15 protein-coding genes are annotated in these 12,486 nt (G+C 37.8%); 9 read left to right on the forward strand and 6 right to left on the reverse strand.

Annotation, left to right across the window (positions count from 1 at the left end; genetic code table 11):
• Positions 1 to 2 precede the first annotated feature (2 nt).
• The 3 genes from QFX38_04965 (at position 3) to fbp (ending at position 3,579) form a co-directional block, all read left to right on the forward strand.
• Complete coding sequence (locus QFX38_04965; GenBank protein MDI9624217.1) at positions 3 to 1,244, forward strand: methanogenesis marker 16 metalloprotein; 1,242 nt, start codon at positions 3 to 5, stop codon at positions 1,242 to 1,244.
• 15 nt (positions 1,245 to 1,259) lie between these two features.
• The gene (gene thiI, locus QFX38_04970; protein MDI9624218.1) at positions 1,260 to 2,411 is read left to right on the forward strand and encodes a tRNA uracil 4-sulfurtransferase ThiI; all 1,152 of its coding nucleotides are present in this window, start codon (positions 1,260 to 1,262) and stop codon (positions 2,409 to 2,411) included.
• Positions 2,412 to 2,481: 70 nt separating this feature from the next.
• The gene (fbp, locus tag QFX38_04975) at positions 2,482 to 3,579 is read left to right on the forward strand and encodes a fructose-1,6-bisphosphate aldolase/phosphatase (protein MDI9624219.1); all 1,098 of its coding nucleotides are present in this window, start codon (positions 2,482 to 2,484) and stop codon (positions 3,577 to 3,579) included.
• A 12-nt stretch (positions 3,580 to 3,591) separates the two neighbouring features.
• Here fbp and QFX38_04980 read toward each other — a convergent pair whose 3' ends face one another.
• From QFX38_04980 to pgsA, 4 genes are read right to left on the reverse strand one after another with little or no spacing between them, the layout of a single operon-like run.
• The gene (locus tag QFX38_04980; GenBank protein MDI9624220.1) at positions 3,592 to 4,242 is read right to left on the reverse strand and encodes a DUF434 domain-containing protein; all 651 of its coding nucleotides are present in this window, start codon (positions 4,240 to 4,242) and stop codon (positions 3,592 to 3,594) included.
• On the reverse strand, positions 4,242 to 4,898 hold the full coding sequence (locus QFX38_04985; protein MDI9624221.1) for a TIGR00153 family protein: 657 nt from the start codon (positions 4,896 to 4,898) through the stop codon (positions 4,242 to 4,244). The genes QFX38_04980 and QFX38_04985 overlap by 1 nt, the downstream gene beginning before the upstream one ends.
• Positions 4,898 to 5,134: a DUF357 domain-containing protein gene (locus QFX38_04990; protein ID MDI9624222.1), complete on the reverse strand. Its 237-nt coding sequence runs from the start codon at positions 5,132 to 5,134 to the stop codon at positions 4,898 to 4,900. The genes QFX38_04985 and QFX38_04990 overlap by 1 nt, the downstream gene beginning before the upstream one ends.
• Before the next feature lie 12 nt (positions 5,135 to 5,146).
• Positions 5,147 to 5,713 carry an archaetidylinositol phosphate synthase gene (pgsA, locus tag QFX38_04995; protein MDI9624223.1) on the reverse strand — a complete coding sequence of 189 codons (567 nt, stop codon included), beginning with the start codon at positions 5,711 to 5,713 and terminating at the stop codon, positions 5,147 to 5,149.
• 69 nt (positions 5,714 to 5,782) lie between these two features.
• Between pgsA and QFX38_05000 the strand changes: the two genes are divergently transcribed.
• From QFX38_05000 to QFX38_05010, 3 genes are all read left to right on the forward strand, one after another.
• Entirely contained in the window at positions 5,783 to 6,400 is a 618-nt protein-coding gene (locus QFX38_05000; protein MDI9624224.1) for an L-threonylcarbamoyladenylate synthase, read from the forward strand.
• Positions 6,397 to 7,104, forward strand: coding sequence for a DNA repair and recombination protein RadB (gene radB, locus QFX38_05005; GenBank protein MDI9624225.1), 708 nt, complete (start codon positions 6,397 to 6,399; stop codon positions 7,102 to 7,104). Before QFX38_05000 ends, radB begins: the two co-directional genes overlap by 4 nt.
• A 156-nt stretch (positions 7,105 to 7,260) precedes the next feature.
• Positions 7,261 to 8,412, forward strand: a complete 1,152-nt coding sequence (locus QFX38_05010; GenBank protein MDI9624226.1) for a pyridoxal phosphate-dependent aminotransferase — start codon at positions 7,261 to 7,263, stop codon at positions 8,410 to 8,412.
• A gap of 446 nt (positions 8,413 to 8,858) precedes the next feature.
• On the opposite strand, the gene QFX38_05015 is transcribed toward QFX38_05010, so the two are convergent.
• Entirely contained in the window at positions 8,859 to 10,634 is a 1,776-nt protein-coding gene (locus tag QFX38_05015; protein ID MDI9624227.1) for a ribosome biogenesis/translation initiation ATPase RLI, read from the reverse strand.
• A gap of 148 nt (positions 10,635 to 10,782) precedes the next feature.
• A complete protein-coding gene (locus QFX38_05020) occupies positions 10,783 to 10,992 on the reverse strand; it encodes a histone family protein (GenBank protein ID MDI9624228.1) in 210 nt (69 codons plus the stop codon).
• A 236-nt stretch (positions 10,993 to 11,228) separates the two neighbouring features.
• Here QFX38_05020 and pth2 point away from each other — a divergent pair, with 236 nt between their 5' ends.
• The 3 genes from pth2 to QFX38_05035 all read left to right on the forward strand — a co-directional run bounded on the left by pth2 (position 11,229) and on the right by QFX38_05035 (position 12,440).
• Entirely contained in the window at positions 11,229 to 11,567 is a 339-nt protein-coding gene (gene pth2 / locus QFX38_05025) for an aminoacyl-tRNA hydrolase (GenBank protein MDI9624229.1), read from the forward strand.
• Between the two features lie 64 nt (positions 11,568 to 11,631).
• Entirely contained in the window at positions 11,632 to 12,276 is a 645-nt protein-coding gene (locus tag QFX38_05030) for a delta 1-pyrroline-5-carboxylate synthetase (protein ID MDI9624230.1), read from the forward strand.
• Between the two features lie 2 nt (positions 12,277 to 12,278).
• On the forward strand, positions 12,279 to 12,440 hold the full coding sequence (locus QFX38_05035; GenBank protein ID MDI9624231.1) for a zinc finger domain-containing protein: 162 nt from the start codon (positions 12,279 to 12,281) through the stop codon (positions 12,438 to 12,440).
• Positions 12,441 to 12,486: the final 46 nt, after the last annotated feature.

The raw sequence follows: 12,486 nt of genomic DNA on the forward strand, positions 1-12,486 counted from the left end.
ACTTGGAAAAGACAATCCATAGTATAAAAGAAAAGGTAGAAAGAGGAGAAGCCCAAATATTCACAGCCCAACAAATAAAGGAGATGCTCCAAGACGAAGAAAAAATAACAATCGATGACGTGGACATCATAACCACAGCCACTTGTGGGATAATGTCAGGCACCGCCGCCATCATGCATTTTAAAGTTTCAGAACCTGGAAAATTCAAAAAAGCAAAAAAAGTTTACCTAAACGGAGTACCAGCATTCCCAGGACCATGCCCAAACGAAAGCCTAGGACTCGTCGACATCATATTATATGGAACATCAACAAGCACAAAAAACCCAGATTACGGAGGAGGATTCCTACTAAACGACATCTTAAACAGAAAAGAAATAGAAGTAATCATAGAATCAACAGACTCCAAAACCATAAAAACAAGCCTAACCCTAGACAAGATCAAAACTGCTAGGATAATCGGCACAAGAATGGCATACAAAAATTATATGGCTTTCATAAACCCCGGAAATGAACCAATAGCATCCATATTCAATCCAATACCAATGGAAGGCCCCTTTAAAGGCCTCTCATTTTCAGGATGCGGTGAACTCAACCCACTCCAAAACGATCCCCACATGAAAACAATGAAAAAGGGATCTCCAGTATTATTAAACGGCGCCATTGGGATGATAATAGGGGAAGGTACAAGGAGCACGCCAGAAAAACCAAATCTCATGATAGTCGGCGACCTCCATGAGATGAAACCATACTATATTGGAGGTTTCAGGACAGCAGCAGGTCCAGAGGTATTCAATACAATCGCGATCCCAATACCAATCCTAAACCAGGAAATACTCACAAATACCTTTGTAACGAATGACATTATACCATTACCAATAGCCGATATAAGAGACAGGAGCATAATAGACAAAACCAATTATGAGACCGCTTGGATGGGAGATGAAAGACCATCATATCACCCAGAAAGATGTGCTGATTGTGAAAAATGTCTCGTAGCTGAAAGATGCCCTACCCTAGCCTTCAAGGATACACTAGACCTTAAAAAGTGTTTTGGATGCGGAATGTGCGCAAATTCCTGTCCAAATAATGTATTCGAGATGAGAACAGGGAAAGTCACATTCCAACTTAACAGTAAAAGCATAGAAGTTCCTGTAGTATGCAGACAATCAGATATAAGACGGGCAAAAAAATTGGCAGAAGAATTAAAATGCAAAATAGAATCTGGTGAATTCCCCATCAAATAAACTTGGGTGTAACAGATGGACTATGATCTCATACTTGGGCGCTACAGTGAAATAGCCCTTAAAAGTCCGCGGGTTAGGAGAAAATTTGAATCACAACTCATCCATAACATAAAAAGCGCATTTAAAACAAAAGCCCACATAAGAGGGGGTAGAATATTCATTTATCCAGCAGATTTCGAAGAAGCTTTAAACAAGCTAGCCAAGATTTTCGGGATAATATCATTTTCACCAGCAATCGCAATGAAAACAGACAAAAAAATTATTTCAACCAAACTCAAAGAATACGTGGAAAAATTAAACTCAGAAGGTCTATTTAACGATAAAAAATCCTTTGCAATAAGATGTAAAAGAACAGGAAACCATGATTTCACAAGCCAAGAACTTGCAGCATACGCAGGCTCAATAGTCGCTAATAAAATAGGGGCCAGAGTAAACCTCACAGAACCTGACATAGAAATATTCCTAGACGTCCGAGGTGGGAGAACATACCTATTCCATGAAGTCCTACCAGGCCCTGGGGGTCTTCCAATCGGCACAAGTGGAAAAGTAATATCCCTACTCTCAGGTGGTATAGATTCTGCTGTTGCAACTTATCTAATAATGAAAAGAGGATGTAAAATAGTGGCCTTGCACTTTGATACATACCCTTATACAAGCGAAAAAACTAACATAAAAGTCAAAAAGTTGGTAGATAAATTAAAAGAATACTCCTCAGGTGTGAAATTTGAACTATTAACAGTAGAATATGGTGAATACCTAAATTATTGCATTTCAAAAGCCCCAAGAAACCTTACTTGTATATTGTGTAAATTCGGAATGTACCAAATTGCAGAGAAAATAGCCGAAAAGATAGGCGCCCTAGCTATTGTAGATGGTAACAGCATCGGACAAGTTGCATCCCAAACCCTATCAAACATCTTCGCAACTAGATATGATGTGAAAATCCCTATTTTAAGTCCCTTAATAGGTTTTGACAAGATAGAAATAGAAAACCTTGCAAAAAAAATAGGAACTTATGAAATCTCCATATTACCAAATGGTGAATGTTCCGCGGCCCCAGCACGCCCAGCAACAAAAATAGAACCAAAAAAACTATTGAAGATAAAACAGAGCTTGGACTTAGATTCAAAATTAGAAAAAATCATTGAAACAAAAATAAAATACTAACTTTAATATATAAACCCCTCATATTTTACTAGTGTTCATAATTGTATATTTGCTTGGAGGTGCATCCATAATGAAAACAACAATTAGTGTGATTAAAGCTGATGTCGGGAGCCTAGCAGGTCACGTGCGCGCTCACGAGGCCTTGAAAGAAAAATGCGATGAAATACTTTCAGAGGCCAAGGATACGGGGATCCTAGAAGACTATTATATAACCAATTGTGGAGATGACATCGACCTTATAATGACGCATCAAAGAGGCGAAGAAGACGAAGAAGTGCACGAAACAGCATGGAAAGCCTTTAAAGAAGCAACAAAAATTGCAAGGAAAATGAAACTATACGGTGCAGGCCAAGACCTGCTCTCAGACACATTCTCTGGTAACATTAAAGGGCTCGGCCCTGGTTGTGCTGAAATGGAGTTCAAGGAAAGGCCAAGCGACCCGGTTATCATATTCTGTTGCGATAAGACAGAACCAGGAGCCTTCAACCTTCCACTCTTTAGGATATTTGCAGACCCCTTCAACACGGCAGGACTTGTAATAGACCCCAGCCTACATAACGGCTACAAATTCGAAATCTTCGACGTCATAGAACACAAAAAGGTAATAATGTCATGTCCAGAAGAAATGTATGATTTATTAGCTCTCCTAGGTGCTATCAGCCGCTATGTGATCAAAAAGATATACAGAAAAGATGATGGGGAAATAGCCGCTTCTGTAAGCACAGAAAGACTAAATATCATGGCAGGAAAATACATTGGAAAAGACGACCCAGTAGCTATAGTAAGATCCCAATCAGGCTTCCCAGCAGCTGGAGAAGTGTTAGAACCGTTCTCAGTCCCACATCTTGTAGGTGGGTGGATGAGAGGCTCGCACAACGGTCCACTAATGCCAGTATCCCAAAAGAACGCCACGCCAGTCCGATTCGATGGTCCGCCTAGGGTTATTGGCTTAGGCTTCCAAATTGCAAACTGCAAATTAATCGGACCAATAGACTTATTTGATGACCCAGCATTCGACCGTTCAAGGGCACTAGCATCTGAAATAGCAGAGTACATGCGAAGACACGGTCCATTCGAACCACACAGACTCCCAAGCGATGAAATGGAATACACAACATTACCAGAGATCCTTGAAAAATTAAAAGGAAGGTTTGAAGACATAGAATAAAATATTCCCCTTTTATTGTTTTTTAGATTCTACTGAGCCGCCGATTAAATATTTCCATATAAAAAGTGGAATGTCAAACACTTTATTAGCCTTATCTATAATAGCACTGTCACTTGTAGCAACTACAGAATCTTCAACTTCATTTTTAATACTATAATCGACATGTGGTGATAATTCCACTTCACCAGGGATTCCATACTCTTTTAATAATCTTCTTACAATGGATGCTAATTCCCCACTAAAACTGACAGCCTTATCAAAATAAAACTTCACAAATCCCACCTTCAGAGCCTTTAATGCTTCAAAGACGAGTCTGAGAGCCTTGAAGGTTTCATCATTCAACTTGTATTTTCCGAAAACCCCCCTTGAATCTCTCAAGAACCCATCCTGGGCTATGAAAAAATCCCCTTGAAGTATACTCTCCACAGTTATGAGAACATTATAACCATCTAAAATAATCCTGGATCCTCTCAAGGATTCCGGGCTTGCTAGTTTCTCCTTCCTACTTTTTATGGTGGACTTTGAAAATACAAACCTTGCAAGGTAATTTCTATCCTTTCTTTTCAGCTTGTAATGGTTCGCGACAAAATCAAGTGCAACCCTCTTCCTATATCCTCTGTCTAAAAGATACTGAAGATCTTCCTGGGCTTCTCTGAGGCTCATCACCCCCTCCTCTTAGCAGCTATAATAAGCACACGATCTGATGCATCCTCAGCCCTGTCCGCTATATTCCCAAGGTGTATTACAACTTCTTTCATCTCTAGGAGTTTAACCACCCCAATCTCTTCATGCCTATAGGACTTGTAAAGTTCAGCTAATATCCTTCTTTCGATATCATCGGCCTTTTCTTCAAGTTTTTCTATCTCATGGGCTTTCCGGATAGCCTCTGTAAGATCCTCCTCCAAGCAGTCGATACAATCCCTTAATGCCTCCACAATTTGCCCTATAATATCCACGAAGGTCTCAAAATCTTTTTTAAAAGTCGGTGGGAATTCAACTTTACTCAAGGATATTGTGAATGCTGTTGATTCGATTGTGTCAGCCACCTTATCAACATTTTCTGTTAACATTATCCTATCTTCCCTATCAAATGGCAAAAATGCCCCCTCATAGAATCCCATTTCCATCTTTCGGCGTATTTCATCCGCCTCATGTTCTAAGGCAGATATTTTCCTTGTTAATATATCCACTTTCTCATAGTCTCCTTTATAAAAATGGGGCATCATCTTCTCAAATTCCTTGTAACACTCATAAACTTTTTTTACATGCTCTTTCGCATATAATTCAACTTTACTTTCTTTCAGAAAAAACTTCTTCATTATTTAACCCCTATCCCGTGTAGAATACGTAAAGAGTCTATTAGACCATGTGCATAATTTATGCAACCAAAGGATGTTATATAATCACCCTTCTCTAGATAATATATAGAGTCTTCTTTATAATTTTCAGCCCTCTGAATAATATCCTTCTCCTCCCTACTAAAATCTAAATGTAACATTTCCTTTATATTTTTCTCTAGAAGTTCAATATCCTTTCTGATCCTTTCACTTGCCAAGGCTAATCACCTTCAAGACATCATCTTCCAAGAATAATGAATCCTTTGAATCACAGTAAAATATCCAAGGACCATAACTAAGATAACGGCAATTTCCATGATGAAATCTCCAAAAAAAGAACCTAAAAAAGCCCCCAACATTAATATTAGTAATCTTTCAGCCCTTTCAGCGACTCCTATACTACAGGGTATGCCCTCACCCTCTGCACGGGCCCTAACATAACTAACACTTAAAGAGGCGTGAATTGCCAACATCCCAATTAACCAATCTACAAAACCGCCATATGTTATACCTATCAGGATAAACGCGTCGGAAAACCTATCTAGAGTAGAATCTAGGAAACCTCCGAATTTTGTCGCCTTAGAATTTTCCCTTGCAATAGCCCCATCAATAATATCCATAAAACCGCTCAAGGCCATTAAAACTCCCCCAAAGAACAAGTCTTTCATGACAAAAGTGTAAGCAGCCGCTAAAGCTATGATAAAACCTGCTAAAGTAACATAATTTGGGTTTATCCTAATCCTTGATGCAATGGGGCCCGTTATCCTCTCAATATAGGGTCTAAGATTATTTAGCATAAAATATTCTTATAAAATTCAATTTATATATAACCATAGGAGTATAATCGAACTTAAAAAGGATTTAAAATGAAGATCATAAAAATAAATAAAAATTTAAAGGACCATCTAAAGGTGGCGAGAGCTATCCTAAAGGATGGTGGCATCGTATTGTATCCCACAGACACATTATATGGTCTTGGTGTCAACGCATTTGACGAAGAAGCTGTAAAAAGACTCTACAGATTAAAGAGAAGACCCCTCAATAAACCAATATCCATATGCCTACATGACACAAAATGGATCGGAAGAATCGCTTACCTTAACCCTAAAATTGAAAGATTAATCAAAAAACTTTTACCAGGGCCATTCACAATCATACTCAAAAAGAAGAACACAATCTCTCAAATTTTAACAGGAAGTTCTGAAAAAATTGGTATAAGAATCCCAGATAATATTATCTCCAGGGAACTGTCAAAAGAATTCCCGATAACAAGTACAAGTGCAAATATATCCGGGATGAAAACCCATAATAACATCAAAGACATAATTCAACAAATAGGTGAAGTTGACATGGCCATTGATGCAGGCCCACTTAAAGGTGTACCATCAACTGTAATAGATCTTACACTGGATCCTCCAAAAATTTTAAGAAAAGGAGAAAGTATTGAAAAAGTCAAAAAAATTATAGTAGGTTTAAGAGCATGAAACTCCTCTCAAACTTTAAAAAACCGGCCAAGATACCTACAGGTTGTTCCCTGGACAAAATACTTGGTGGAGGCGTGGAAAAAAGAAACCTAACACAATTCTATGGACCCCCAGGATCTGGGAAGACAAACATAGCCATCAAACTAGCAGTTGAAACAGCGAAAAACCATGGTAAAGTAATATTCATAGACACAGAAGGTGGAATATCAATAGAAAGGATAAAACAAGTGGCTGGTAAAGACTTCGACAAAATAGCTAAGAAAATAATATTATTTGAACCTGGAACATTTCATGAACAAGGAGAAACAATAAGAAAAATATGGTCACTCCTACAAAGACACCCAAAAGAATTCGATCTCATAATCCTAGATTCAGCCGTAGCATTATACAGATTAAAAGATGGGAGCTCCCCACGGATACACAGCGAACTGGGCAACCAAATGGCCCTACTTTTAAGGATGGCGAAAAAGTATGATCTCGCCGTTGTAATCACAAACCAAATATATTCCCTCTTTGACGCAGAGGGTAGAAACGCCATCGAACCTGTGGGGGGTACCATACTTAAATATTGGAGTAAAATAATCATCGAACTACAAAAGGGAGACGTGATCGGTGAACGCCGGGCAATTTTAAAAAGACATAAAAACAAACAAGAAGGACTTGAAACAACATTTAGGATAGTTGAAAACGGCCTTGAAGGATAAATCATACAAAAACTCTTATTAGACCCCATATTAGTAAAAACTTTTATTAACCTTTAACTAATAATAATCTAAAAAAATCATGACAAATTTGCTGCCGGTAAAAATGTAACACATCCCCCCATGATTTCATATTAATAAAAATTTGTAGTGATATGCATGATTTCCCCTAAATATCATAAAACCGTTAAAATACCACCCAATGGTTTTAAAAATATTAATGAATTTTTTAATCATGTTTTTAAGGACAAAGAAATGATATGGATGGGTCAAAATACAAACCATCTTAATGATCATGATGAAATAAAGGAAGCAATGATAGAATTCATAAAAAGTAACGAATATTGTAAATATCCTCCACCAGAAGGCTTCCCAGAACTCCAAGAATTAATACTAAAAGACCTAGGATTAAAAAATGGCTTCGAATCCCTCATAACCGCAGGGGGGACAGAATCCCTCTACCTATCCATGCACAGCTACATAGAATTAGGCGACGGTATCATAACATCAGACCCAGGATACCTAATAATTGAAAACTTCGCCAGGAGATTCGGGGCAAAGGTAACAAGCGTACACATATACAACAAAGAATGTTCCTATAAACTCACCCCAAAACTCGCAATAGATAACATAGATGAGAAAACAAAGATGATATCACTCATAGATCCCCTCAACCCCCTAGGATCATCCTATACAAAAGACGAAATAAAAGAATTCGCAGAAATAGCCGAGGAAAGAGACTTATACCTTTTACATGATGTAACATATAGAGACTTCGCGAAAAAACACTATTTAGCAGCCAAATACGCCCCAGAGAGGACACTGACAATCTATAGTTTCTCAAAAATCTGTGGAATGGCCGGTCTCAGGATCGGAGGTATTATAACAACACCAGAAATGATGGAACCCCTCAAAGCCGTCATAATAAACGACCTCGGAACAAACGTCCTATCACAAATCGGCGCTATAAAAGCCCTGAAAACAAAGAAAAAATGGATCAAAAGAGTGCGTGAACGCACATACAAAAACCAGAAGATCATAAAAAGGGCTGTTGACGAAGTCGAAGGCACATTCATACCAGTATACCCATCAAACGCCAACATGATGGCCATAGACATATACAACACAGGAGTATCCCCAGATGATCTAACAGAGTACCTCCTGAAAAGAAAAATCTTCGTAAGACAAGGATCATACACCAGCAAATTCTACGGTGACAGATACATCCGTCTAAGCTTCTCAATCCCAAAAGAACAAGTCAAAATATTCGCAGAAAACTTCATAGATCTAATGGATTTCCTAAGAAGCTAAAAAAATATCTATATCTTCCCTCTTTATATATAAAATGAACATAAAAAGCCACTAAAAAAGTAATCCGGATAAAGTTAACAATCCTTTTTATAGCTATACTTGGAGTTGCGTCTATGTTATCATTTATCAGAAAAATAAAAACCAGATCCCGAAATAAACCGCAATAGCAGAAAAAATGACAACACCTACGTTAATATCAAGGATTTGAAAGCACTCCCCCCAAAAAAATGTCTAAAATTAAATTTTTTTTTTTGGAAGCTCTTTTTGGCATGCCAACCCTTTGAAAATATGCATTTAGGGCTTATTTGCCGAAAAATCTTCCACCCATCCGACGAGTATAAGCTACCCTTTGGGAAGTTGCCCCCACATATACATTTCACCATTAATTCTCTTTTTGGAAATGTTACACCTTATTTTACGAATAAACCTCTATCAGAAGTGTTTCATTAGCTTTTGAGGTAGTAATATTCTCCAATTTCTTTCTGCTTACGGTCAAGGAAACTATTGAGCTTGTTTACCCTAGGTCTTTTTGTTTCTTTATCTCTTCTGAATGTTATCCCCACCTGGGAAAGGAAACTGTTCATCGCCTTTCGAAGTTCTGTTGGACTTGTCGCATATCCCTCTATACTAGGTTTACCATGGAACACCATAGCCCTGTCTGATATATAATCAAGGAAGATTATATCATGATCTATTATAATCGCTGAAGAATCCCTACCCTCTATTATCTTCCTCATAGCCTTAGCCGCCATTAGCCTCTGTTCAACATCTAAAAAGGCCGTGGGTTCATCAAAAACGTAAAGATCCGCCTCCATAGATAATGTTGTTGCGATAGCTAACCTTTGCAATTCTCCTCCACTAAGCTCTTCAACCCTTTTATCCTCTAATTCCTCAAGGGAAAACGGCCTTGCAATCTCGCTTTTAAATATTTTAGTACCATATCCTTGCGCTTTTAAGTGTAGAAATTCTCTAACAGTCCCCTTAAAATCTGATTTTAAGTATTGTGGTTTATAGGCCACTTTAAGTTTCTTTTTAACTTTACCTTTATCCGGTTTCTCAACTCCCGCGAGGATTTTTGCAAAGGTTGTTTTACCTATACCATTGGGTCCAAAGGCCGTTACAATCTCTTTCAAATATATTTTACCTTCCTCAACATTTAATTGGAAACCATTATAATTTTTAGTTAAATTTGAGTATTCAGTGAGTGTTTCACCTTCTTCTTCTGGTGTGGGTGGTTTTATCTCGAATTGAATTTCACTTTTCCTGAATCTAACATTTTCTTCCCTTAAGAAACCTTTTATGTAAGCGTTTATACCAACCCTCACACCTCTCCTTTTTGATACAACACCATAAGCTCCAGGCTTACCATAAAGTACATGAACATAATCTGATAGCGCGTCAAGGGCTGCAAGATCATGTTCTATTACCATGACCGCTTTACCATCCTCTTGGAGGGATCTTATCACCTTAACCGCGTTTAGCCTCTGTTTAACGTCTAACCAGGATGTTGGCTCGTCAAAATAATAAAAGTCAGCATCTCTAAGGGCGGCTGCGGCTATAGCTATGCTTTGGAGTTCTCCTCCGCTCAATTTTTTAATATCCCTTTTTAATATAGGTTCAAGTTCAAGGGTTTCAATTATAAAATCTAGTTTACCACGTTCATCAACCTTTGTTAAGAGTTCATCTACTCTACCTTCCACATATTCTGGGATAAGGTCTATTAGCTGGGGTTTATGAACTGTCTTTAACTTCCCTGTGGAAAGTTTTTTAAAGTATTCTTGTAATTGGGATCCTCTGAAGAAGCTTATTATCTCATCCCATTCCGGAGGATTTTCATAATCTCCAAGGTTGGGTTTTAATTCACCTGAAAGTATACGGCTTATAGTTGATTTACCAATCCCATTTGGCCCTATAAGCCCAACTACATTTCCTTGACTGATTACTGGTAAACCGAAAAGTTCGAACATGTTCTCCCCATAACGATGAACAGGATCTTCAAGGGCCTCTGGCAAGTTTATTATACTTATAGCATTAAAAGGGCACCTATTGGTACATATACCACAACCTGAGCATAATTCCTCTGATATGATAGGCTTTTTAGTTTTTTCATTGATTATTATTGTGTCTTCGCCCATTCTAACACCTGGGCAATACTCGATACAGAGGTAATTACACTTTTTTGGCTGGCAACGGTCATGATCCAAAATGGCAATTCTAGTCACTCATATCACCCTAAAAAAACAATATCACCTTATAATAAAGGTTTATTCCTATAAACTCCCATATGTGGAGTTTCCCCCCTTGGATTTCTTCTAAATTTCATCCTATAAAAAAGTTAAAATAAAAAGGGGGAAAATAAAATTGGAAAAATTAGTACAACTTTTTAAATGCTAAATCTATGTCCTCTGCTTTAACAGTTTTTCTACCGGCGTGTTTTGCAAGTTTAACAGCTGCTGCTGCAACCTCTTCCCCTATTTCTTCTAGGGCTTTTGCTAGTGCTTCTCTTGCATCATCACTTATTCTTTGAGCACCGGCATTTTTTATGATTCTTCCAACTGGTGCTATTGGTAATTCACCCATAATATCACCTCAATTTTATCTTCAAATCCATACTATTTAAATTTAACGCTTTTTCTGCCATCTTTGTGACTAATATCCCATTTGTAAATATAAGGATGACACTAAATACACCAATAGAATTTTGAAAAACTTTTTACACTATCAAGATAATCCCATAAAGTTTTCACACAAAAAAATATCATATACCTCACAATAATATCAATATAATAAGAATACAAAGGGAGTGAAAGTTCTAGATGAAACAAGTCATTATAATCCGCTCAGACCTTAAAATGGGGAAAGGCAAACTCGCAGCCCAAGCATGCCACGCATCCATAGAATCATACAAGAGAACAACCCCAGACAAAGTGAAAAAATGGGAAAAAGAAGGCTCAAAAAAGATAATCCTAAAAGTGGAAAACCTAGAAGAACTCATGAAAATATACGAGGCACTGAAAAAAACAAAAATCCCACACTATCTCGTAAGAGACGCAGGACACACACAACTACCCCCAGGAACAATAACAGCCCTAGGCATAGGCCCAGACGACGATGAAAAAATAGATAAAATAACAAAACACTTAAAACTACTATAAACCGATGAAGAAGGTTTACAATTCCTTTTATAACCCCCCAGTAAGTACCATGGAGGGGCGAACATTGAAATGGGTTGTGAAAATAGGGGGCAGCCTATTCCCCCACCATGCAAAAAAGTTATTAAAAAACCTTCTAGGCGAAGATACCATCATCATAGCCGGAGGCGGAGAATTCGCAAATAAAATAAGAAAATACGATCATGAACTCGGATTTTCAGACACCGCAAACCATGAAGCCGCCATACTATCCATGGACATAATGGGCATACTCCTAGCAGACCTTGTAAAAGGAGCTGAAGCAACCCACACCATAAAAGAAGCAAAAAAAATAAAAAAGGATGGTAAAATACCAGTACTCCTACCATCAAGGATCCTACATTACCTAGATCCCCTAAAACATTCATGGAAAGTAACTTCAGATTCCATTGCCTTTTATATATCAAAACTCATAAATGCAAAACTATTAATAGCAACAGACGTAGATGGTATATATACAACAGATCCCAACAAAAGCGAAGCTAAACTTATAAATGAAATAACCGCTAAAAAGTTACTAACTTTTGGCGAAACTTCAGTGGATGAAGAACTACCAAAACTCCTACTAAAATACAAATCTGATTGTTACATAGCCAACGGAAAACACCCCCAGAGGATCCTTTCCATCATAAAATCCACTGAAACAATATATACAAGGATAAGAGGTGACTAAAATTGGCAAAGATAAAATGCACATCCTGTAGACAAGAAATACCCCTAGTCGAAAGTTATGTGAAATTTGAATGCCCATTCTGCGAAGAAATAATATACAGATGCGAAAAATGCCGAACCTTCGGCCACCCATACAAATGTAAATGCGGATTTGAAGGCCCATAAGCCTAGTTTCATGAAAATTTTATTATATTTCAGCCCCTTAAAGGAT

Source organism: Methanothermobacter sp. (assembly GCA_030055615.1).
Taxonomy (GTDB): domain Archaea; phylum Methanobacteriota; class Methanobacteria; order Methanobacteriales; family DSM-23052; genus Methanothermobacter_A.

What these genes read in the sequence shown, in the direction of transcription:
- thiI (MDI9624218.1), top strand. Translation starts at nt 1,260, where the DNA reads ATGGACTATGATCTCATACTTGGGCGCTACAGTGAAATAGCCCTTAAA.
- fbp (MDI9624219.1), top strand. Translation starts at nt 2,482, where the DNA reads ATGAAAACAACAATTAGTGTGATTAAAGCTGATGTCGGGAGCCTAGCA.
- QFX38_04980 (MDI9624220.1), bottom strand. Translation starts at nt 4,242, where the DNA reads ATGAGCCTCAGAGAAGCCCAGGAAGATCTTCAGTATCTTTTAGACAGA.
- QFX38_04985 (MDI9624221.1), bottom strand. Translation starts at nt 4,898, where the DNA reads ATGAAGAAGTTTTTTCTGAAAGAAAGTAAAGTTGAATTATATGCGAAA.
- pgsA (MDI9624223.1), bottom strand. Translation starts at nt 5,713, where the DNA reads ATGCTAAATAATCTTAGACCCTATATTGAGAGGATAACGGGCCCCATT.
- QFX38_05000 (MDI9624224.1), top strand. Translation starts at nt 5,783, where the DNA reads ATGAAGATCATAAAAATAAATAAAAATTTAAAGGACCATCTAAAGGTG.
- radB (MDI9624225.1), top strand. Translation starts at nt 6,397, where the DNA reads ATGAAACTCCTCTCAAACTTTAAAAAACCGGCCAAGATACCTACAGGT.
- QFX38_05010 (MDI9624226.1), top strand. Translation starts at nt 7,261, where the DNA reads ATGATTTCCCCTAAATATCATAAAACCGTTAAAATACCACCCAATGGT.
- QFX38_05020 (MDI9624228.1), bottom strand. Translation starts at nt 10,992, where the DNA reads ATGGGTGAATTACCAATAGCACCAGTTGGAAGAATCATAAAAAATGCC.
- pth2 (MDI9624229.1), top strand. Translation starts at nt 11,229, where the DNA reads ATGAAACAAGTCATTATAATCCGCTCAGACCTTAAAATGGGGAAAGGC.